The following is a 20,931-nucleotide window of genomic DNA, read 5'->3' on the forward strand; positions in this document are numbered from 1 at the left end:
GGATAATTGTCAATGAAATGTTAGTTTTATTCTCGGGTTTGATACGCGTGTTCTTGTACAAGGCAAAAAGTGGTGCTAGTGTGCATTCGTATGCGCTATTAGTTGATACCGGATGACAGTAATCCTGCATATACAGCACTTGCTGCGGGTTTACAGCAGGCTCTCTTCTACAGTGCGGTATGTGCAGGGCCGGAAAAGCGCTGTTACAGGAATTAGATGTCAGACAAACAGCATCAATACGTTTGATTGTCGATCATTTCACAGACTGAGGTTCAGATTATGCTATTAGACGAGTATCTTTCACCTACTGCTTATGCTCCGTATCGAGACCCCCGGGATTATATTCTCAGCTGGACGGATGAAATCTGGATCGAGCGCGGTATTGGGCGAATTAGGGAACACTATGCTGATGACATCAAGGTTCACTCTGCCTATGGTGAGACTTACGACATTGAGCATGTGATCCAGAATAGCGTCATGAAGATGAGCGCATTCCCAAACGGCGGTGGTGGTACAGGAGAAGATGTCGTATGGGAACAACGTGGGGAAAATAGCTTTATATCCTCACATCGGGTTTTAAAGACGGGCACGCATAGCGGCTACTGGACATATGGTCCGCCAACGGGTCGTGACTGGGTTTCTCGTACGGTCGCCCACTGCCTGGTACGTGATGGAAAAATTGTGGAGGAGTGGCTCGTACGGGATGAATATGCTGTACTTCAGTCACTTGGTCTGGATCCCGAAGTCGTTGCAACCGAACTGGCCGCAGCGTCACCAGTAACCGGAAAATTACTTGATTTAGGCTCTGGTGGAGCATTTGTGGGTAAGATTAGCAATCCTGCGATAGAAGGTGTGTCTGGCAAGCGACCAAATCGCTATATGAAAGAATGTGAATTAATCGAAAACATGTTTGAAGAGGTTTGGAACCAGAGGCTATTTAATCGCACTTCCATGTATTGTGATCCAAAAATTGTTTCTCACACCGTCAGAATGCACAGAGAACAGACAATTGAGTGTTACCAACGTGAAATTATAAATATGCTTGCTGCTTTTCCTGACGGGAAGATTGAAGTTCGGGATATTGTCGTCAATGAGTCACCCGACCTCGGAATGCGAATTGCTGTTATCTGGGTTATGAAGGCGACTTATTGTGGTGTACCTCTTTATGGTCCACCAACATATAGCCCGGTAACAATTCTCGGAACCTCACATTATGAGATGCGAGATGGAAAAATCCTGCGTGAGTGGCGAATCTATGATGAGATAGCGGTCATGGCGCAAATCATCCGGGCTCGTAACAGCAGTCAGACCATTAATGATGCTTAATGATAAATTTATAGCGCCCTCAGCGTTCAAATAATATCATTTGACATGAGTCAGAATCTGCGCCCACATGTTATTAATGAATGAGCCATGATCTATCTTAAATTATTTGGCGTTAAGTTTTGATGAGGGCAAGCGTATTATCTGAAATACCTCATACTAATTAATATCGAGAGAGCCATGACTATTGATAAAGAAATAGCAAGAGTCAACCCAGCGTCTTATGCTCCCTATCGTAACCCACGAGAATACATTACCAGCTGGACTGATAAAATATGGATTTCTCGTGGTCTCGGTCACATCCATGATCACTATTCACCAAATGTAAAAGTTCATACAGCTTATGGTGAAACATATGGAATGGATAATGTCATTAGCAACTCGTTGCAGAAGATGGTGGCGTTTCCTAATCGCGGTGGCGGTCATGATGATGTCATTTGGGAAAAGCGCGGAGAACATGGATTTATTTCTTCACACAGAGTACTAAATAATGCAACGCACAGTGGATACTGGACATACGGCCCACCAACAGGAAAAGATTGGGTAAACCGTAGCGTCGCTCATTGTTTAGTAAAAGATAACCTAGTCGTAGAGGAGTGGGTTATTCGGGATGAATTTGCAGTTCTTGAGAATCTTGGTTTAGATCCATATAAAATTGCCTCTGATTTAGCGAAAAAATCACCGGTATTAGGAACGCCAATAAATGCAGATAACGCGTCCTTTACCTCGATCGGCAGGATTAATAATGTCCTGACGGAGGGAATATCAGGCCCTCGACCAGATATTGGTCGGGCAGAGTGTAAGAGTGTGCTGGCACTATTCGACCGCGTGTGGAATAAAAAATTTTTTGACGAGGTGACCGAATATTGCGCAGATAATATTGTTTGCCAGACCGTCCGAATGCGTCGAGTTATGGGTGTAAATGCTTATCAGATGGAAACGATGGAATTGCTATCATTTATTCCTGATGGAAAACTGGAGGTAAAAGATATATGTATTCATGATTCAGAGGATTTAGGATTGCGAGTAGCCACTATTTGGTTGTTGAAAGGGACATATTCTGGCTCTCCTGTCTATGGGCCAACCAATAATGTTCCCATAAATGTTTTTGGAGCCAGTCATTTTGAGTTTCGAAATGGAAAGATAATTCGCGAATGGCGAATCTTCGATGAAGTTGCTATTATCGCTCAGATTATTCGTAATGACACAGTGGGTAATTAATTATTAGCTCACAGCTTCCACAGCAATTAAGCTGATAACAGCCAGTTACTTTTATTGATAAGACAAGCAATTAAGTTCAATAACAGCTGATATTAAGAACAATGTTCACACATAGAAATAATGGGAACCTTTTGTTAAGGTGCCCATTATTCCTATGCTGAAGTTCGCTCGATTAGTATGCCACGAAAAAGGACGGTTTCTTCCGGTAATTCTGGTTGCGCAATTCGCCTTAAAATCAAATCAACCGCCCGTGTCGCCATCGGGACTATTTGTTGATGTATCGTCGTCAGATTATAGACCGGTCGACCAGCATCTGAAACATTATCGAATCCTGCGACTGATACATCCTTGGGAATTGTTATGCCACAATCATAGCGGCAAGCATCCATCACACCAAGTGCGAGTTGGTCGTTGACACAAAATATTGCATCAGGCAAAGCGGATTTAGCGAAAAATGACAAAAATTGCTTTCGGCCGCTCTCGTAAGAATAGTCGGCGTGGATACAGGTGATTTCTATACCACCAAGTTTGTTGATGGCTTCAAGAAACCCTTTCAATCGGGTATAGCCCACTGAATCTTCTGGCGCATCAGATGGCCCTCCGACACATAAAATTCGACGATGGCCTGACGCATGGAGTTTTGATGCCATCAATGCTGCCCCTTCGGCCTGGTCGGTTAAAATACAGTCTATTCCTTTTGAGCGAATATTCCGATTAAAGAAGACAATGGGTACTCTACGTTTACCAAACAACTGAATTTGCTCTTCGGTCATGAAGACACATGAAATAAGGCCGTCAAGAGGATAGGCAAGGGCTTCTGGTAGCGTAGCTTCTATAGAACTATCGTTCTCAACAATCATAAGTAACATGCTAATACCGGAATGTTTCAGAGCGCTGGAAATCGCATTTACCAGTTCGGGGTTGTTGCATAACGTAAACTCGGAGCAAAATACTCCGACCATATGTGAACGTTGTGTAATTAAAGAACGCGCGAGACTGTTCGGGGTATAGCCCAGATCGGCTGCAATCTTGAGTACTCGAGAGCGAGTGGATTCCGAAATATTGCTATCTTGCTTAAAGCATCTGGAAACAGTCGATTGCGCTACGCCTGCCGCTCGTGCCACATCGTAGGAGGATGCTCTTAAGTATCGCTTGTCTTCATCTGGTTGATTTTTTATTGCCATTTTGTACAGCCATTTCCTTTTGAACCCCTCACCGGGGTCAATGCCAGTCTTCAACGTCGGTGCATCATTATAATTTATTGATATCTGAGATAGTAAACTCTGGTGCTTATTTTCTCAACACTGTCGCTGCATAAGAATGCAGTGGTGGGATGTTGCTTAACCCGCAGCCATATTCGGGAGTAACAGTACAGAGTCCTTGCCATCCAAGTGAGTTGGGCTTTCCGGAAAGCCCATCGGTTTTCTTATAAACAGGTCGAAAACGAGGACAAGAAACGCCTGGCGCTTGTTGTATATATCAGGCAAGACATCTCTCTTTTTAGTGAGATACTGCCAAGGACGCTGAACTGATTTTGGGCCAAGGTCGCGAATATATTCGATTACGTTGAAGTGCTCTATAACTGACCAACCGCCACAGCCACTTAGTCAACATCAGTCCGGAAGTTGTCGAACAGGCCTCGTCGTGAGGACAGGAAATGTATATTGTCATGGGATACGCTCAGTTAAACCATTTAAAATTCAACATTATAAACACCCCAAATAATCTGCCCATTTCTGGAGCCAATACTTACACTCGCGATCATACTTATACAGATTGTATATTCCTTCGACACCTCCACGAGTATGTCCCAGGATGGCCTCGGCTACTTCATTAGGACATTGCAAACGTGATAATCCAGTACGAACGGTCCTCCTCAAATCATGTGGAGTCCAGCTCGGGATATCTAGCATCTGCCCTGCCTCGCGCATACGCCAGGCATTTTCAGTCAGGTACTTTTGCTGTATTGGTAACTTCGTTCGAGATGAGGGAAAGAGATAAACATCTGAATTAAGACGCAGAATTTTTAGGAAATCGATAGCCTGGGTAGACAACTGAACATAGCGTTCAACGCCTGTTTTAGTTTCACGTAGATGTATTGTTCCCTTATCGAGGTCAACATCCTTCCATGCCATATTGCAGACTTCACCGGTTCGACACCCCGTCCAGAGGGTAATACGCAGAACGTTTTTTATCGTTAGTGAGTATGCTGAACCTGGTAGCCATTTGAGGAATTTTGCCAACTCCGCATCGCTAAGAAAGCGAGTGCCACGACCATTAGTAAGCTTAATTCGAGTCTGGCGTAAACTGGATTTGGCTAACAGGGCTGGATTAGCGAAGGCAGCATCAAAGCGCCCTAAACCAATTGCAAACTCATAAGCAAGTGATAACTCCCTCAGCACATTGCCAGCCTGTACTGTTGCGCCTCGGGCTACAATACCATTAATCAAATCTATGACATCTTTACGGGTAATCTCTGCGGCATTCTTTGTTCCTAAACTCTTTACTGCATCACCATAAAGGGTACGCCTTACCTCAGCCTGCCCTTTCTGCTTTCTGGCACCAGAGATAATCTTCCCCTCTTTCGTTTTACGATCTTCAATGCGCTCGGTTAGATACAGCTCAACCAACCCTTGAACAGTCAATTCGGGGATCTTCTTTTCTTCAGCATCTTTGGCTTGCTGCTGCTTTTCTTGTTTGAGCTCAGTTGCCGGACACCTGCCTCCCTGGCGAATAAGTTTTAGTTCGTTGAGTTTCAGACGGGCTGCAGCAAGTGATGTCTGTGGAAAATTACCGATTTTAACCTGAGTAAGTTTGCCCGTAAGAGGACTGGTGTAACGATAGAAAAAAGTCTTCATTCCAGTTGCCCCACAAGACACTCGTAAACCACGGTTTTCACCAACATCGGCTTTATCTTTGTCACCAGGTTTCATCGTTTCTATCGTTTTAAACGCCAGAGGCTTCCCCTCTTGTTTTCCTGCCATAAAGACTCCGTTATCATGTTCTATGTACTCATGAACTATAAATGTAGGTTGTGGCTATAGCTAGCCATACTTTATCAATCTACTGCTCAGAAAGCTACACTTTGACCTACACTTAATTGTGGGATTGAATGAAATCTAATGAGATCACGTGAAGTAAAAAGAGAACAACAAAAGACACCAACTCATTAAAAACAAACAGCATTACAATCAAAGGCAAATGAAAACAATGGATGACTTAGGCAATCACACGCCAATGATGCAGCAGTACCTGAAGCTGAAAGCTCAGCATCCGGAGATCCTGCTGTTTTACCGTATGGGCGATTTTTACGAGTTGTTTTATGACGACGCCAAACGCGCTTCGCAGCTGCTTGATATTTCTCTGACCAAACGCGGCGCTTCAGCGGGTGAGCCGATCCCGATGGCGGGCGTTCCGTACCATGCGGTCGAAAACTATCTCGCAAAGCTTGTTAATCTGGGTGAATCTGCCGCCATCTGCGAGCAGGTTGGCGACCCGGCTACCAGCAAAGGTCCCGTAGAGCGTAAAGTTGTGCGCATCGTGACACCTGGCACCATCAGCGATGAAGCACTGTTGCAGGAGCGTCAGGATAATCTGCTGGCCGCCATCTGGCAGGACGCGAAAGGCTACGGCTTCGCCACGTTGGATATCAGCTCCGGACGTTTTCGCCTGAGTGAACCGGCAGACCGTGAAACGATGGCCGCCGAACTGCAGCGCACCAACCCGGCTGAGCTGCTGTACGCCGAAGACTTCGCCGAAACGGCGCTGATTGAAGGCCGTCGTGGCCTTCGCCGTCGCCCGCTCTGGGAGTTCGAAATTGACACTGCTCGCCAACAGCTGAATTTGCAGTTTGGCACCCGCGACCTGGTCGGTTTTGGCGTGGAAAATGCGCCACGTGGCCTGTGTGCTGCAGGCTGTTTGCTGCAATACGTCAAAGATACTCAGCGCACCTCCCTGCCACACATTCGCTCCATCACCATGGAACGCCAACAGGACAGCATCATTATGGATGCGGCCACCCGTCGTAATCTGGAGATTACCCAGAACCTGGCTGGTGGCATCGAAAACACATTGGCAGCGGTTCTCGACCGTACCGTCACGCCGATGGGCAGCCGCATGCTGAAACGCTGGCTGCATATGCCGGTGCGCGATACGCAGGTATTAACCGAACGTCAGCAAACTTTGGGGGCACTGCAGGATCGCTGCGATGAACTGCAGCCCGTGCTGCGTCAGGTTGGCGATCTGGAACGTATTTTGGCACGTCTGGCACTGCGTACTGCACGTCCGCGCGATCTCGCGAGAATGCGCCACGCCTTCCAGCAGCTTCCTGAACTACGCGAACAGCTTGCGAACGTCGACAGCGCGCCCGTGCAAAAACTGCGCGAAACGATGGGTGAATTTACCGAACTGCGCGAACTGCTTGAACGTGCAATCATCGATGCCCCACCGGTTCTGGTACGCGATGGCGGCGTGATTGCGCCGGGTTATAACGCCGAACTGGACGAATGGCGGGCACTGGCCGATGGCGCAACCGACTATCTCGATAAGCTTGAGATCCGCGAACGCGAACGTCTGGGCCTGGATACCCTGAAAGTCGGCTACAACGCCGTGCACGGTTACTACATCCAGATAAGCCGTGGCCAGAGTCATATGGCGCCTATCCATTATGTTCGCCGCCAGACACTGAAAAATGCTGAACGCTACATCATCCCAGAACTGAAAGAGTACGAAGACAAAGTTCTGACGTCGAAAGGCAAAGCCCTGGCGCTCGAAAAACAGATGTACGACGAGCTCTTCGACCTGCTGCTGCCGCATCTGGCGGACCTGCAACAAAGTGCCGCGGCGCTGGCTGAACTCGACGTGCTGGTGAACCTGGCCGAGCGTGCATATACCCTGAACTACACCTGCCCAACCTTCACCGATAAACCGGGTATTCGCATCACTGAAGGTCGTCATCCGGTGGTCGAGCAGGTGCTGAATGAGCCGTTTATTGCCAACCCGCTGACGTTGTCTCCGCAACGTCGAATGCTGATCATTACCGGTCCAAACATGGGCGGTAAAAGTACCTATATGCGCCAGACTGCGCTGATTGCATTGCTGGCGTATATAGGCAGCTACGTGCCAGCACAGAAGGTGGAGATTGGCCCGCTCGACCGGATATTCACTCGCGTTGGCGCAGCGGACGATCTGGCCAGTGGCCGCTCGACGTTCATGGTCGAAATGACAGAAACGGCCAATATTCTGCATAACGCCACCGAGCAAAGCCTGGTGCTAATGGATGAAATTGGACGCGGCACGTCGACTTACGACGGGCTATCGCTGGCGTGGGCGTGTGCCGAAAGCCTGGCCAATCGCATCAAAGCAATGACGCTGTTTGCCACCCATTACTTCGAGCTCACGCAACTGCCGGAGAAAATGGAAGGCGTAGCCAACGTCCATCTCGACGCGCTGGAGCACGGCGACACTATCGCCTTTATGCACAGCGTGCAGGACGGTGCGGCCAGCAAGAGCTATGGCCTGGCGGTTGCCGCACTGGCTGGCGTGCCGAAAGACGTGATTAAGCGTGCGCGGCAAAAACTGCGCGAGCTGGAAAGCCTGTCTCCAGGCGCGGGGGCAACTCAGGTCGACGGCACGCAAATGTCCCTGCTTTCCGTACCAGAGGAAACAGCCCCCGCCGTTGAAGCGCTGGAGAATCTCGACCCGGATTCACTCTCTCCGCGTCAGGCGCTGGAGTGGATTTACCGCCTGAAAAGTCTGGTGTAACCCCTCAAAGTGAACAACAAAAAAGCCGAAAGCATCATGCTTTCGGCTTTTTTGTTTTCTATAGACAAGAAAAAGGCCCGTCGTAACGACGGACCTTTCTGGATAGAAACTGATTTCTCGCGGGCTGTGTTATTCGCGGAACAGCGCTTCGATGTTCAGACCTTGTCCCTGCAGAATTTCACGCAGACGACGCAGACCTTCTACCTGAATCTGGCGAACGCGTTCACGAGTCAGGCCAATCTCACGGCCGACATCTTCCAGCGTTGCTGCTTCATACCCCAGTAAACCGAATCGACGTGCCAGCACTTCACGCTGTTTGGCGTTCAGTTCGAACAGCCATTTGACGATGCTTTGTTTCATATCATCGTCCTGCGTGGTGTCTTCCGGGCCGTTATCTTTTTCATCGGCCAGGATGTCCAGCAACGCTTTTTCAGAATCGCCACCAAGTGGGGTGTCGACCGAGGTGATGCGCTCGTTGAGACGCAGCATACGGCTTACGTCATCAACCGGTTTGTCCAACTGCTCAGCAATCTCTTCTGCGCTCGGCTCGTGATCCAACTTGTGGGATAACTCACGCGCGGTTCGTAGATAAACGTTGAGCTCTTTGACGATATGGATTGGCAGACGAATCGTACGGGTTTGGTTCATGATAGCCCGTTCAATGGTCTGACGAATCCACCAGGTTGCATAGGTCGAGAAACGGAATCCGCGCTCAGGGTCGAATTTTTCGACAGCACGAATCAGCCCCAGATTGCCCTCTTCAATCAAGTCCAGCAAAGCCAGACCACGATTGCTGTAACGGCGAGCAATTTTAACCACCAGACGCAAGTTACTCTCAATCATCCGGCGGCGGGACGCTACGTCACCACGCAACGCACGTCGTGCGAAATAGACTTCTTCTTCGGCTGTTAACAGTGGAGAGTAACCAATCTCCCCAAGGTAAAGCTGAGTCGCATCCAACACACGCTGTGTAGCACCCTGCGATAACAGCTCTTCCTCAGCTACTTCGTTATCACTGGGTTCCTCTTCTACTAAGGCTTTCTCATCGAAAGTCTCTGCTCCGTTCTCATCAAATTCCGCGTCTTCATTTAAATCATGAACTTTCAGCGTATTCTGACTCATAAGGTGGCTCCTACCCGTGATCCCTGGACGAAACACACCTCACGGTTGTTTCGCCAAATTATCGCTGCGGCAAATACTGCAGCGGGTTGACGGATTTCCCCTTGTAACGAATTTCAAAATGCAAGCGTGTTGAACTGGTTCCGGTGCTACCCATGGTAGCGATTTTCTGCCCCGCCTTCACTTCTTGTTGTTCCCGGACCAGCATTGTATCGTTATGGGCGTAGGCGCTCAGGTAATCATCGTTGTGTTTGATGATAATAAGATTACCGTAACCGCGCAGTGCGTTACCGGCATAGACGACGCGCCCATCTCCGGTCGCGACGATAGCCTGTCCTTTACTGCCTGCAATATCGATACCTTTGTTGCCGCCGTCGCCGCCACTAAAGTTTTCGATGATTTTGCCGTCAGTCGGCCAGCGCCAGGAAGAGATCGGCGAACTGGTAGACGTACTGCTTGCAGTCGGTTGGGCAGTGCTCGCAACGGGTGCCGTAACAGGCGCTGTGACCGTAGTCGCAGGCTGGTTGTTAGGCAACATTTTGTTAGCACCTTGTTCACCTGAATCCTCAGAATACGTAATTGTTGGTTGAGACGCAACCACTGCGGAGGAATTTTGTGCAGGTTTTGAGACTAATCCAGCCGAGGCGGTACTGGCCTGTTCGCTAGCCTGTGCTACGGCGTTATTCCCGGTGATTGGCTGTCCGGAAGCATTCCCCACCTGCAGAACCTGACCGACATTCAGAGCGTACGGTGCAGCAACGTTGTTACGCTGCGCCAGGTCACGGAAATCGTTCCCGGTAACCCATGCAATATAGAACAGCGTGTCGCCGCGCTTCACGGTATAGGTGCTGCCACCGGCGTAGCTACCTTTTGGAATGTCACCATATTTGCGGTTGTAGACAGCATGACCATCCACAATCTGGACAGTTGGCTCGGCAGTGGTTGGCTGCGCCGTCGCGACCGGCTGAGCGGACTGGATCTGCGGCTGAGCAGGTGCAGTCTGAACCGGTGCGGTTTGTACCGGCTGCGGTTGTGGGGCCGTCTGAGTCGCGGTGTTCATGGACGACGGAGGCGTAATTAACATTCCGGAATCGGTACTGGACGACGCGCCGCCCACGGAACTGACCGGAGCAGGCGCATTGCTGGTCGTTGTGCATCCTGCCAGCCAAAGTGAAACCAGTGATAAAGCCGCAACGCGACTAACGGTGAATTTTGGGCTTCCCGCGCTCATTTATCCCCCAGGAATATGTTAACTGCCAGTGACTTAAAAACCGTGAAAGTCGACGGTAAATCACACAAAAAAAGTGTGCTCACCCTACGCCAAAAGACGCCTCGAAAGAAACAAGAAAACTCCTGTATTACGCCAGTTCACCTTTGACCAAGGGCACAAAGCGAACCGCTTCCACGGTATCGATGATAAATTCGTCTCCCCGCCGACGAACACGTTTAAGAACCTGGTGTTCCTCGCCCACGGGTAAAACGAGAATGCCGCCCTCATCCAGCTGCGACATGAGTGCTGCCGGAATTTCCTGCGGCGCTGCCGTGACAATAATGGCATCAAATGGCGCTCTTGCATGCCATCCTTGCCATCCATCGCCGTGGCGAGTTGAAACATTATGTAAATCAAGCTGCTTGAGACGACGTCGCGCATGCCATTGCAGGCTTTTGATTCGCTCAACGGAACAGACGTGATGCACCAGATGCGCAAGGATAGCGGTCTGGTAGCCAGAACCGGTGCCGATTTCCAGCACCCGTGACTCCGGCGTCAGTTCAAGCAGTTCGGTCATTCGCGCCACCATATACGGCTGCGAGATGGTTTGCCCCTGACCGATGGGCAGCGCGACGTTTTCCCACGCCTTGTGTTCAAAGGCTTCATCAATGAATTTTTCGCGCGGCACCTGAGCAATGGCCTCGAGCACATGCTCGTCCAGAATGCCCTGGTTTCGCAGTTGATTGAGAAGGCTTTGTACGCGTTTGCTTACCATTGCACACCGACTCCTGCACGCTCCAGCCAACCGGAGACAACCTCCTGCGCGCTGTGAGCGGTCAAATCAACGTGCAGCGGCGTGACGGAAACGTAACCTTCATCCACCGCGGCAAAATCCGTATCCGGTCCGGCGTCGCACTTATCACCCGGCGGCCCAATCCAGTAAAGGATATTGCCGCGCGGATCTTCCTGCGGGATAACGGTATCGGCCGGATGACGGCTGCCGCAGCGCGTCACGCGGATACCTTTAATCTCCGAAAGCGGAAGGTCCGGTACGTTGATATTGAGGATTCGTCCGGTGCGCAGCGGCTCACGGGCCAGAGCTCGCAGAATAGAGCACGTTACCGCCGCAGCGGTGTCGTAATGCTTATGCCCATTCAGCGAAACGGCGAGCGCAGGAAAACCGAGATGACGGCCTTCCATCGCCGCAGCCACCGTGCCGGAGTAAATCACGTCATCACCCAAGTTTGGTCCGGCGTTAATGCCGGAAACGACCACATCGGGCCGCGGGCGCATCAGGGTATTCACGCCGAGGAAAACACAATCCGTCGGAGTGCCCATCTGCACTGAAATGTCACCATTTTCCAGAGTGAAAGTACGGAGAGAAGATTCCAGGGTCAGAGAATTAGACGCCCCACTGCGGTTACGATCGGGTGCAACAACCTGAACCTCGGCAAACTCGCGCAAGGCCTTCGCCAGGGTTTGGATCCCCGGCGCGTAGATCCCGTCATCGTTACTCAGCAATATTCGCATAATCACCTGTGGTGTTGATAAGTTCCCTTACAACACTGGTGGCAAAACTGCCTGCCGGCAGCCAGAAACGCACCTCGACGGTGACGTCATCCCACCAGTTCCAGCTCATCTGTTGCGGGTAGAGAAGCATTGCGCGTCGCGCTGCCTCGACTTTTTCGCGCAGCAATAACGACTGCAGCTGCGTTTCTTCCGCCAGCGTTTGCTGTTCAAATTCCAGAGCCGCACGCTGCGTTCCCCAGTCACCGCTGCCCGGCAGCGATGCAGTAATCATGAGCTCGCGATGATCAACGCGGGACTGAAGCTCGGGCATCTCTTCATCCGTTGCCACAAACCAGCTGCCGCGTCCCGCTAATTGTAGCGCATCGCCGTCAACAACTTGATTAAAGTCCGGTTTTTTTAAACGTTCGCTCACCAACTGATTAAACAACGCACTGCGGGCCGCAGACAACCAAAAACTGCGTTTATTACGATCTCGCACCGGCGCATCGCTTTGTGCCCAGCGCAGCGCGCCAAGCAGATTGCTGCCGCCAAGACCGAAACGCTGTGCGCCAAAATAGTTCGGCACACCCTTTTCGGCAATGATTTGCAGACGTGCTTCCGCTTCCTCGCGATTGCTGACTTCACGCAGCACCAGGGTAAATGCATTACCCTTCAGCGCCCCGAGGCGCAGCTTGCGTTTATGGCGCGCGTACTCCAGCACCTGGCAGCCTTCCAGCTCAAACTTGCTTAAGTCCGGCATGTCTTTGCCCGGCAGACGGACGCACAGCCATTGTTCAGTAACGGCGTGCTTATCCTTCTGCCCGGCAAAGCTCACTTCACGGGCGTGCACTTTGAGGAATTTCGCCAGCGCATCGGCCACAAAACGGGTATTGCAGCCATTTTTCAGGATGCGTACCAGCAGCTGTTCACCTTCGCCATCGGGTGAAAAGCCCAGGTCTTCGACCACCAGAAAATCTTCTGGATTGGCCTTCAGTAACCCCTGGCCCTGCGGTTTGCCGTGCAGGTAAGTCAGCTCATTGAACATTAGCATGGGCGAGCCTTGTGCAGCAGCGCCACGGCCTCGCAGGCAATGCCTTCCCCGCGACCGGTAAAGCCAAGCTTTTCGGTAGTGGTGGCTTTCACATTGACGTCATCCATATGGCAGCCCAAATCTTCTGCGATAAACACGCGCATTTGCGGAATGTGCGGCAGCATCTTCGGCGCCTGCGCGATGATGGTTACATCGACGTTACCGAGCGTGTAGCCTTTGGCCTGAATACGACGCCAGGCTTCACGCAGCAGCTCGCGACTGTCGGCGCCTTTGAAGGCCGGATCGGTGTCCGGGAACAGTTTGCCGATGTCCCCCATCGCCGCCGCACCGAGCAGAGCGTCCGTCAACGCATGCAGCGCAACGTCGCCATCAGAGTGAGCCAGCAGGCCTTTTTCGTAAGGCACGCGCACGCCGCCAATGATAATCGGGCCAACGCCACCGAAAGCATGTACGTCAAAACCGTGTCCAATTCGCATTATGCCTGCTCCTGAAATCCGCAATGAGTGAGGTAAAATTCTGCCAACGCCAGGTCTTCCGGGCGAGTCACTTTGATATTATCAGCCCGTCCGGCGACAAGCTGTGGATGGAAGCCACAATATTCCAGCGCCGATGCTTCATCAGTCACCGTCGCCCCTTCGTTGAGCGCCCGCGTCAGGCAGTCAAAAAGGAGTTCGCGCGGGAAGAATTGCGGCGTCAGCGCGTGCCAGAGATCGTTTCGGTCAACGGTATGGGCAATCGCCGCAATACCTGGCTCGGCGCGCTTCATGGTGTCGCGCACCGGTGCTGCCAAAATGCCACCCACGCGGCTGGTTTCGCTCAGCGCCAGCAGGTTCGCTAAATCATCCTGATGCAAGCATGGACGCGCCGCATCGTGCACCAGCACCCACTGCGCATCGCCCGCCGCTTTCAGGCCAGCCAGAACGGAATCGGCACGCTCGGTACCACCTTCAACGACGGTGATTTGTGGATGGTTAGCAAGCGGGAGCTGCTGAAAGCGGGCGTCACCGTCGCTAATGGCGATAATGACGCGTTCAACACGCGGATGCGCCAGCAAAGCGGCGACCGCGTGTTCGAGAATCGTTTTGTTACCGATTGAGAGATATTGCTTCGGGCATTCCGTTTGCATACGGCGGCCAAATCCGGCTGCCGGCACCACGGCGCAAACGCCCGGAAAAGTGGCTGCCATGCGGTTATCCTGGCTTGAGTTTATTGATTGTTCTGCCGCGAACCCTGATTCTGCCCTTGATTGCGTTTAGACGCATCCGGCACCAGACGATAAAACGTTTCGCCCGGGCGAGTCATGCTGAGTTCGTTGCGAGCGCGTTCTTCGATCGCTTCCTGACCGCCATTGAGATCGTCAATTTCGGCGAAAAGCTGATCGTTGCGCGCTTTAAGTTTGCCGTTTGTTGCCTGCTGAGCCGCCACGTCATCATTGACGCGACTGTAGTCATGAAGACCATTCTTGCCGAACCACAGCGAGTACTGTAGCCAGACCAGCAATGCCAGCAACAGCAGCGTTAATTTACCCATCCTGCCCCCTGAAAAACGGCATCATCATCCCATAACTTGCCGGAGTGCTCTACCCTGGCCTGCGGACGATGCCGCATATCGCGGGGAATGTACCACATTTTGCCCGTTGAGTCGTAGGCCTCAATAGAAACGAACGTACTTCCGCCCACGACTAACCCAGCAGCCACAGGAACAGCAGGCCAAATAGCGCCGCGACTGTTATCAGTGTCACCACAATACTGTAGAGGAGTTTGCCGTTCATCAGCGAATGGAGCGCAATGCCGATAACCACGGAGACGGGCAGTAGCGCCAGGAAGAAAGGCCAGGTGTAAAGGAAGAAGAACAGCGTGTTACTGCCGTAAAACAAAAAAGGAATACCCAGCGCCAATAGCCATGCAACAAAACCCACGACCGCGCCGGATAAAGACCAGGTGGTCTCTTCGGTTTCGGTAATCATGGGTTCTGTACGAGTAATGGTAATGTTCTGGGTATTGCGCATATCAAATCCTGTTTCCTGACTAACCGGAAAACCGGCCTGGTCTCAGGATCTGATAATATCGCCCTGTCTCATCAGGTCTAATAATTGGTTAACCAAATTTGTTACCAATTGTTCGCCATCAAGGTGAATTTCGGCCTTTTCAGGCGCTTCATAAACCGAATCAATACCGGTGAAATTGCGCAGTTCACCGGCGCGGGCTTTTTTATACAGCCCCTTCGGGTCGCGGGTTTCACACACCGACAGCGGCGTGTCGACGAAAACTTCCACAAACCGGCCAACGCCGACCCTGTCGCGCACCATCTGCCTTTCAGCACGGTGCGGCGAAATAAAAGCCGTTAACACCACCAGACCCGCATCCACCATCAGGTTCGCGACTTCGCCTACCCGACGAATATTCTCTTTCCGGTCGTCATCGCTGAAGCCCAAATCGCTGCACAAACCGTGGCGAACGTTATCGCCATCCAGCAAATAGGTGCTGACGCCATGCTGATGCAGCGCCTCTTCCAGTGCGCCTGCTACCGTCGATTTACCCGAGCCCGAAAGCCCGGTAAACCACAACACAACCCCACGGTGACCGTGAAGTTGTTCGCGCTGCTCTTGCGTTACAGGATGCGGGTGCCAGACGACGTTTTCGTCATGCTGCGCCATTACTTGCCTCCCAGCAGGTCGCGTGCGCCCCAGTGTGGGAAGTGTTTGCGCACCAGCGCATTCAGCTCAAGTTCAAAGGCACTAAAATCGCTGCTGCCCGCAACGGCCGTGTCCTGCTGCGGCTCGCGCACCATGCCTGCGCCGACGGTGACGTTAGTCAGACGATCGATGAAGATAAGGCCGCCCGTGACCGGATTATGCTGATATTTGTCGAGCACCAGCGGTTCGTCAAAGGTGACGTCCACCAGCCCGATCCCGTTCAGCGGCAGATTCGCCACCTCACGCTGGGTCAGATTGTTGATATCCACCTGATACTGAACCCGGTCGATGCGCGCCCGGGTTTTCTTCCCGGCAATTTTAATTTCATAGCTCTGACCCGGCTGGAGCGGCTGTTCAGCCATCCATACCACGTCCACGCTGGCGCTTTGCACCGCAGGCAGCGTGTCGCTCACGTCGACCAGCAAATCACCACGGCTGATATCAATTTCATCTTTCAGCACCAGGGTGATGGCTTCGCCCGCAGCGGCTTTCTGCAAGTCACCGTCAAAGGTCACAATCCGCGCCACCGCAGATTCCACGCCCGACGGCAGCACTTTCACGCGCTGGCCGACGCTGACCGTACCGGACGCCAGGGTTCCCGCATAGCCACGGAAATCGAGGTTTGGTCGGTTCACGTACTGCACCGGGAAGCGCAGCGGCTGGCTTTCGACAATGCGTTTGATCTCAACGGTTTCCAGCACTTCCAGCAGCGTCGGGCCACTGTACCACGGCATGTTTGCACTTTGGCTGGCAACGTTATCGCCTTCGAGGGCAGACAATGGTACAAAGCGGATATCCAGCTCGCCCGGCAACTGCCCGGCAAACGTCAGATAAGCTTCACGAATTTCGTTAAACGTCTCTTCGCTGTAGTTAACGATATCCATTTTGTTCACCGCCACCACCAGATGCTTAATGCCCAGCAGCGTGGCGATAAAACTGTGACGACGGGTCTGATCGAGCACGCCTTTTCGCGCGTCCATCAGCAGGATCGCCAGGTCACAGGTGGATGCGCCGGTCGCCATGTTGCGGGTGTACTGCTCGTGGCCCGGGGTGTCGGCAATGATAAATTTGCGCTTTTCGGTGGAGAAGTAACGGTACGCCACGTCGATGGTAATGCCCTGCTCACGCTCGGCCTGCAAGCCATCCACCAGCAGCGCCAGGTCGAGTTTCTCGCCCTGCGTACCGTGACGCTTACTGTCATTGTGCAGCGAAGACAGCTGATCTTCGTAAATCTGGCGGGTATCGTGCAACAAACGACCAATCAGGGTGCTTTTGCCATCATCCACGCTGCCGCAGGTCAGAAAGCGCAGCAGGCTCTTGTGCTGCTGGGCGTGCAGATACGCTTCCACGCCGCCTTCATCGGCAATTTGTTGTGCAATCGTTGTGTTCATGGCGGCTCCTTAGAAATAACCCTGGCGTTTCTTCAGCTCCATGGAGCCTGCCTGGTCGCGGTCGATCATGCGGCCTTGTCGTTCACTGGTAGTGGACACCAGCATCTCTTCAATAATTTCCGGTAATGTCTGTGCGTTCGATTCCACCGCACCGGTCAGCGGCCAGCAGCCGAGGGTACGAAAACGCACCATCTGCTGTTTGATCACTTCACCAGGCTGCAGATTAATACGATCGTCGTCGATCATCATCAGCATACCGTCGCGCTCCAGAACCGGACGCGGTGCCGCCAGATACAACGGAACGATTTCAATATTTTCCAGATAGATGTACTGCCAGATATCCAGCTCGGTCCAGTTGGAGAGCGGGAACACGCGAATACTTTCGCCTTTATTAATCTGGCCGTTGTAGTTATGCCACAGCTCCGGACGCTGGTTTTTCGGGTCCCAGCGGTGGAAACGATCGCGGAAAGAGTAAATACGCTCTTTGGCGCGGGATTTCTCTTCATCACGACGGGCCCCGCCGAACGCGGCGTCAAAGCCGTATTTGTTCAGCGCCTGTTTCAGGCCTTCGGTTTTCATGATGTCGGTGTGCTTGGCGCTACCGTGCACGAACGGGTTAATGCCCATCGCCACGCCTTCCGGGTTTTTATGCACCAGCAGTTCGCAGCCGTAGGCTTTAGCGGTCCGGTCACGGAACTCGTACATCTCACGGAATTTCCAGCCGGTATCCACGTGCAGCAGCGGGAACGGCAGCGTGCCCGGATAAAAGGCTTTACGCGCCAGATGCAGCATCACACTGGAATCTTTACCGATGGAATACATCATCACCGGGTTGGAAAATTCAGCCGCCACTTCGCGGATAATGTGGATGCTTTCCGCTTCCAGCTGCCGCAGGTGAGTGAGTCGTTGATGGTCCATAACCATTCCTTATAAGCCAGATCTAAGCCAGATTCACCACAGAAGAGTTAAACCCCTCCTGCTGTAAGTTGTTTTGAAACCAGGCGAGCTGATGATGCAGATGCACCACCTCACCCACCACCAGCAGCGCTGGCATCGGAGCGTCTTTCGCGAGGCTTTCGAGTTGTTGTAATGTGCCAACGGTCACCTGCTGATCGGCGCGCGTACCGCAGCTGATAACGGCCACCGGGGTCTGACTGTCACGACCGTGGGCGATGAGCTGTTGGCTGATTTCGGCGGCCTTCATGGTGCCCATGTAAATCGCCAGGGTCTGACGGCTTTGCGCCAGCTGCGCCCAGTCAAACGGGGTGCTATCGGCTTTGTAATGTCCGGTAACAAAGGTCACGCTCTGGGCATAATCGCGGTGGGTCAGCGGAATACCCGCGTAGGCCGTTGCGCCTGCCGCGGCGGTCACGCCCGGCACCACCTGGAAAGGCACGCCCGCTTCTGCTGCAGCCTGTAATTCTTCGCCGCCACGACCAAAAATGAACGGGTCACCGCCTTTCAGGCGCACCACGTTTTTGCCTGCCAGCGCGGCTTCCACCAGCAGACGGTTGGTTTCATGCTGCGGCACGCTGTGGGTGCCCGCCCGTTTGCCAACGCAAATCAGCTCTGCGTCGCGGCGCACCAGCTCACGCACACCTTCACTGACAAGATGGTCATAAAACACCACGTCGGCCTGCTGGATAACCTGCAAACCGCGCAGCGTCAGCAGGCCCGCATCGCCCGGCCCTGCGCCCACCAGAACGATTTCACCCATCTGGCGTTCAGGCTGATTCAGCTCATCTTCCAGCGCCTGCTGGGCCGCGGCTTCATTGCCCGCCACCATCAGGCTGGCAAAACGTCCGGTAAACACGCGCTCCCAAAAACGACGGCGCTCGGCCGTGGTGTGCAAACGCGTTTGAATATGATGTCGCCAGTAGCTCGCTGCCTGAGCCATACGCCCGAGGTTCGTAGGCAACAATGCTTCGATTTTTTCCCGTAGCAGACGCGCCAGCACAGGAGCCGTTCCGCTGGAGGAAATCGCCACCAGCAGCGGAGAACGATCGACAATTGACGGGAACACAAAGGAGCACAGCGGCTGATTATCAACCACGTTCACCAGACGTTGACGGGCATTCGCCGCCTCATAGACGCGCTGGTTAAGTTCGCTGTTGTCAGTGGCGGCAATCACCAGAAACACCGGGTCTATCTGCGCGTCGTCGAACTCGGTCGCCAGCCATTCAATCGACTGCTGATTGGCCAGTTCGGCCAGTTCGGGAGAGAGTTGTTGCGCGACGACGCGCACATTTGCCTCGGCCCGCCGTAACAGCAGGATTTTTCGGGCAGCAATATCGCCCCCGCCGATAACCAGAACCGGACGGTTTTTCAGGGAGGCAAAAAGAGGCAAATAGTCCACGGCGCTACAACTCATTCACATTCAGCATAGGGGGACTATAGGGGGAGGCACTGAGCAAATGAAATTACGAAAAGGAATGAGTAGTTCCGCAATGGAATAACAGCCCGAAAATACAAATGCCAAAAAGTGCTTAACGCGCGATATTTCGCCACTTTAGGAAGAATTGAAATTGTGTTAGACCGGTCACAGTTTCATACTATGCCGTGATTATTTGATCCCCATTGTAAGGACACTCTATGTTTTCCGCCTTGTGCCGCCGCCTTGTTCCTCTGGCGTTAGGCGCATGCTTTACGGCGTCTGCCTTTGCCGCATCGACTCCCACTGGCGCCATTGCCAACCAGCAAGCCCGTTATATCGCCACTTATTTTCCCGGCCGCATGACCGGCAGCCCGGCTGAAATGCTGTCAGCGGATTACGTGCGCCAGCAGTTTGCGCAGATGGGTTATGAAAGCGATATTCGCACCTTTAACAGCCGCTATCTTTACACCACTAAAGATAAGCGCCAGAACTGGCACAAAATCACCGGCAGTACGGTTATCGCCGCGCATGAAGGCAAAGCCAGCCAGCAGATTATCGTCATGGCGCATCTCGACACTTACGCGCCGCACAGTGATACGGATGTCGAAAACAATCTCGGCGGCCTGACGCTGCAAGGTATCGACGATAACGCGATGGGCGTGGGCGTATTGCTGGAACTGGCGGAACGTTTAAAGAATATCCCTACCGAGTACAGCATCCGCTTTATCGCCACCAGCGGTGAAGAGGAAGGCAAACTGGGCGCAGAGAACCTGCTGCAACGCATGAGCGCCGCGGAAAGGAAAAATACGCTGCTGGTTATCAATCTCGATAACCTGGTCGTGGGCGACAAACTCTATTTCAATAGCGGGAAATCAACGCCTGCCTCGGTCCGTAAACTGACCCGAGATCGCGCACTCAGCATCGCCCACAGGCATGGCATTCAGGCGGCTATCAATCCGGGTCTGAACGCCAACTATCCGAAAGGCACGGGCTGCTGCAACGACGCAGAAGTGTTTGATAACGCGGGGATCCCGGTCCTTTCCGTCGAAGCCACCAACTGGTCACTCGGCAAAAAAGACGGTTTTCAGCAGCGGGCGAAATCCCGCTCCTTCCCGGATGGCACCAGCTGGCATAACGTGCGCCTCGACAACCTGCAAAACATCGACAAAGCCCTGCCCGGCCGCATTGAGCGCCGCGGCCGCGACGTCGTAAAAATCTTGCTGCCGCTGGTGAAAGAACTGGCGAAGGCGGGGAAAGCAGGCAAAGCGTAATTTC

General features: G+C 52.7%; 20 protein-coding genes. 5 read left to right on the forward strand and 15 right to left on the reverse strand.

Annotated elements, in window-relative coordinates; all coding sequences use genetic code 11:
- The first annotated feature begins 279 nt into the window (after positions 1 to 279).
- Positions 280 to 1,326: an ester cyclase gene (locus MUU51_RS02500; protein ID WP_159773669.1), complete on the forward strand. Its 1,047-nt coding sequence runs from the start codon at positions 280 to 282 to the stop codon at positions 1,324 to 1,326.
- A 177-nt stretch (positions 1,327 to 1,503) separates the two neighbouring features.
- Complete coding sequence (locus tag MUU51_RS02505) at positions 1,504 to 2,544, forward strand: nuclear transport factor 2 family protein (protein ID WP_159773671.1); 1,041 nt, start codon at positions 1,504 to 1,506, stop codon at positions 2,542 to 2,544.
- A gap of 152 nt (positions 2,545 to 2,696) precedes the next feature.
- Here the strand turns inward: MUU51_RS02505 and MUU51_RS02510 are convergent, their stop codons facing one another.
- Positions 2,697 to 3,728 (reverse strand): LacI family DNA-binding transcriptional regulator, encoded by a 1,032-nt coding sequence (locus MUU51_RS02510; protein ID WP_159773673.1) that lies wholly within the window; start codon positions 3,726 to 3,728, stop codon positions 2,697 to 2,699.
- A gap of 522 nt (positions 3,729 to 4,250) precedes the next feature.
- On the reverse strand, positions 4,251 to 5,528 hold the full coding sequence (locus MUU51_RS02515; RefSeq protein WP_159773675.1) for a tyrosine-type recombinase/integrase: 1,278 nt from the start codon (positions 5,526 to 5,528) through the stop codon (positions 4,251 to 4,253).
- A 217-nt stretch (positions 5,529 to 5,745) separates the two neighbouring features.
- Here MUU51_RS02515 and mutS point away from each other — a divergent pair, with 217 nt between their 5' ends.
- Positions 5,746 to 8,307 carry a DNA mismatch repair protein MutS gene (gene mutS / locus MUU51_RS02520; protein ID WP_159773677.1) on the forward strand — a complete coding sequence of 854 codons (2,562 nt, stop codon included), beginning with the start codon at positions 5,746 to 5,748 and terminating at the stop codon, positions 8,305 to 8,307.
- Between the two features lie 129 nt (positions 8,308 to 8,436).
- Here mutS and rpoS read toward each other — a convergent pair whose 3' ends face one another.
- Together rpoS and nlpD are read right to left on the reverse strand one after the other, a co-directional pair.
- On the reverse strand, positions 8,437 to 9,429 hold the full coding sequence (rpoS, locus tag MUU51_RS02525) for an RNA polymerase sigma factor RpoS (RefSeq protein WP_159773679.1): 993 nt from the start codon (positions 9,427 to 9,429) through the stop codon (positions 8,437 to 8,439).
- Between the two features lie 58 nt (positions 9,430 to 9,487).
- Positions 9,488 to 10,606 (reverse strand): murein hydrolase activator NlpD, encoded by a 1,119-nt coding sequence (gene nlpD, locus MUU51_RS02530; protein ID WP_374684782.1) that lies wholly within the window; start codon positions 10,604 to 10,606, stop codon positions 9,488 to 9,490.
- Between nlpD and MUU51_RS22165 the strand changes: the two genes are divergently transcribed.
- Positions 10,548 to 10,679, forward strand: coding sequence for a peptidase (locus MUU51_RS22165; protein WP_246316661.1), 132 nt, complete (start codon positions 10,548 to 10,550; stop codon positions 10,677 to 10,679). The genes nlpD and MUU51_RS22165 overlap by 59 nt on opposite strands.
- A gap of 105 nt (positions 10,680 to 10,784) precedes the next feature.
- Here the strand turns inward: MUU51_RS22165 and MUU51_RS02535 are convergent, their stop codons facing one another.
- The 11 genes from MUU51_RS02535 to cysG form a co-directional block, all read right to left on the reverse strand.
- On the reverse strand, positions 10,785 to 11,411 hold the full coding sequence (locus MUU51_RS02535; RefSeq protein WP_159773683.1) for a protein-L-isoaspartate(D-aspartate) O-methyltransferase: 627 nt from the start codon (positions 11,409 to 11,411) through the stop codon (positions 10,785 to 10,787).
- Positions 11,405 to 12,166: a 5'/3'-nucleotidase SurE gene (surE, locus tag MUU51_RS02540; protein ID WP_258967029.1), complete on the reverse strand. Its 762-nt coding sequence runs from the start codon at positions 12,164 to 12,166 to the stop codon at positions 11,405 to 11,407. Before surE ends, MUU51_RS02535 begins: the two co-directional genes overlap by 7 nt.
- Entirely contained in the window at positions 12,147 to 13,196 is a 1,050-nt protein-coding gene (gene truD, locus MUU51_RS02545; protein ID WP_258967030.1) for a tRNA pseudouridine(13) synthase TruD, read from the reverse strand. The genes surE and truD overlap by 20 nt, the downstream gene beginning before the upstream one ends.
- The gene (gene ispF / locus MUU51_RS02550) at positions 13,190 to 13,672 is read right to left on the reverse strand and encodes a 2-C-methyl-D-erythritol 2,4-cyclodiphosphate synthase (protein WP_159773687.1); all 483 of its coding nucleotides are present in this window, start codon (positions 13,670 to 13,672) and stop codon (positions 13,190 to 13,192) included. The genes truD and ispF overlap by 7 nt, the downstream gene beginning before the upstream one ends.
- Positions 13,672 to 14,382, reverse strand: a complete 711-nt coding sequence (gene ispD / locus MUU51_RS02555) for a 2-C-methyl-D-erythritol 4-phosphate cytidylyltransferase (RefSeq protein WP_258967031.1) — start codon at positions 14,380 to 14,382, stop codon at positions 13,672 to 13,674. Before ispD ends, ispF begins: the two co-directional genes overlap by 1 nt.
- Positions 14,383 to 14,402: 20 nt before the next feature.
- Complete coding sequence (gene ftsB, locus MUU51_RS02560; RefSeq protein ID WP_159758264.1) at positions 14,403 to 14,726, reverse strand: cell division protein FtsB; 324 nt, start codon at positions 14,724 to 14,726, stop codon at positions 14,403 to 14,405.
- Between the two features lie 151 nt (positions 14,727 to 14,877).
- Positions 14,878 to 15,204: a DUF3561 family protein gene (locus MUU51_RS02565; protein WP_110511409.1), complete on the reverse strand. Its 327-nt coding sequence runs from the start codon at positions 15,202 to 15,204 to the stop codon at positions 14,878 to 14,880.
- 42 nt (positions 15,205 to 15,246) lie between these two features.
- The gene (cysC, locus tag MUU51_RS02570; RefSeq protein WP_258967032.1) at positions 15,247 to 15,852 is read right to left on the reverse strand and encodes an adenylyl-sulfate kinase; all 606 of its coding nucleotides are present in this window, start codon (positions 15,850 to 15,852) and stop codon (positions 15,247 to 15,249) included.
- Positions 15,852 to 17,282, reverse strand: a complete 1,431-nt coding sequence (gene cysN, locus MUU51_RS02575) for a sulfate adenylyltransferase subunit CysN (RefSeq protein ID WP_258967033.1) — start codon at positions 17,280 to 17,282, stop codon at positions 15,852 to 15,854. The genes cysC and cysN overlap by 1 nt, the downstream gene beginning before the upstream one ends.
- 9 nt (positions 17,283 to 17,291) lie before the next feature.
- Positions 17,292 to 18,200 carry a sulfate adenylyltransferase subunit CysD gene (cysD, locus tag MUU51_RS02580; RefSeq protein ID WP_258967034.1) on the reverse strand — a complete coding sequence of 303 codons (909 nt, stop codon included), beginning with the start codon at positions 18,198 to 18,200 and terminating at the stop codon, positions 17,292 to 17,294.
- Positions 18,201 to 18,222: 22 nt separating this feature from the next.
- Positions 18,223 to 19,638: a siroheme synthase CysG gene (gene cysG, locus MUU51_RS02585; RefSeq protein ID WP_509908844.1), complete on the reverse strand. Its 1,416-nt coding sequence runs from the start codon at positions 19,636 to 19,638 to the stop codon at positions 18,223 to 18,225.
- Between the two features lie 236 nt (positions 19,639 to 19,874).
- Between cysG and MUU51_RS02590 the strand changes: the two genes are divergently transcribed.
- The gene (locus MUU51_RS02590) at positions 19,875 to 20,927 is read left to right on the forward strand and encodes an aminopeptidase (RefSeq protein ID WP_258967035.1); all 1,053 of its coding nucleotides are present in this window, start codon (positions 19,875 to 19,877) and stop codon (positions 20,925 to 20,927) included.
- Positions 20,928 to 20,931: the final 4 nt, after the last annotated feature.

The organism is Scandinavium manionii (genome assembly GCF_024764775.1).
GTDB classification, from domain to species: Bacteria; Pseudomonadota; Gammaproteobacteria; order Enterobacterales; family Enterobacteriaceae; genus Scandinavium; species Scandinavium manionii.

Excerpts from the sequence above, each read along its gene's own strand:
- MUU51_RS02500 (WP_159773669.1), top strand. The coding sequence starts at position 280 with ATGCTATTAGACGAGTATCTTTCACCTACTGCTTATGCTCCGTATCGA.
- MUU51_RS02505 (WP_159773671.1), top strand. The coding sequence starts at position 1,504 with ATGACTATTGATAAAGAAATAGCAAGAGTCAACCCAGCGTCTTATGCT.
- MUU51_RS02510 (WP_159773673.1), bottom strand. The coding sequence starts at position 3,728 with ATGGCAATAAAAAATCAACCAGATGAAGACAAGCGATACTTAAGAGCA.
- MUU51_RS02515 (WP_159773675.1), bottom strand. The coding sequence starts at position 5,528 with ATGGCAGGAAAACAAGAGGGGAAGCCTCTGGCGTTTAAAACGATAGAA.
- mutS (WP_159773677.1), top strand. The coding sequence starts at position 5,746 with ATGAAAACAATGGATGACTTAGGCAATCACACGCCAATGATGCAGCAG.
- rpoS (WP_159773679.1), bottom strand. The coding sequence starts at position 9,429 with ATGAGTCAGAATACGCTGAAAGTTCATGATTTAAATGAAGACGCGGAA.
- MUU51_RS02535 (WP_159773683.1), bottom strand. The coding sequence starts at position 11,411 with ATGGTAAGCAAACGCGTACAAAGCCTTCTCAATCAACTGCGAAACCAG.
- surE (WP_258967029.1), bottom strand. The coding sequence starts at position 12,166 with ATGCGAATATTGCTGAGTAACGATGACGGGATCTACGCGCCGGGGATC.
- truD (WP_258967030.1), bottom strand. The coding sequence starts at position 13,196 with ATGCTAATGTTCAATGAGCTGACTTACCTGCACGGCAAACCGCAGGGC.
- ispF (WP_159773687.1), bottom strand. The coding sequence starts at position 13,672 with ATGCGAATTGGACACGGTTTTGACGTACATGCTTTCGGTGGCGTTGGC.
- ispD (WP_258967031.1), bottom strand. The coding sequence starts at position 14,382 with ATGGCAGCCACTTTTCCGGGCGTTTGCGCCGTGGTGCCGGCAGCCGGA.
- ftsB (WP_159758264.1), bottom strand. The coding sequence starts at position 14,726 with ATGGGTAAATTAACGCTGCTGTTGCTGGCATTGCTGGTCTGGCTACAG.
- MUU51_RS02565 (WP_110511409.1), bottom strand. The coding sequence starts at position 15,204 with ATGCGCAATACCCAGAACATTACCATTACTCGTACAGAACCCATGATT.
- cysC (WP_258967032.1), bottom strand. The coding sequence starts at position 15,852 with ATGGCGCAGCATGACGAAAACGTCGTCTGGCACCCGCATCCTGTAACG.
- cysN (WP_258967033.1), bottom strand. The coding sequence starts at position 17,282 with ATGAACACAACGATTGCACAACAAATTGCCGATGAAGGCGGCGTGGAA.
- cysD (WP_258967034.1), bottom strand. The coding sequence starts at position 18,200 with ATGGACCATCAACGACTCACTCACCTGCGGCAGCTGGAAGCGGAAAGC.
- MUU51_RS02590 (WP_258967035.1), top strand. The coding sequence starts at position 19,875 with ATGTTTTCCGCCTTGTGCCGCCGCCTTGTTCCTCTGGCGTTAGGCGCA.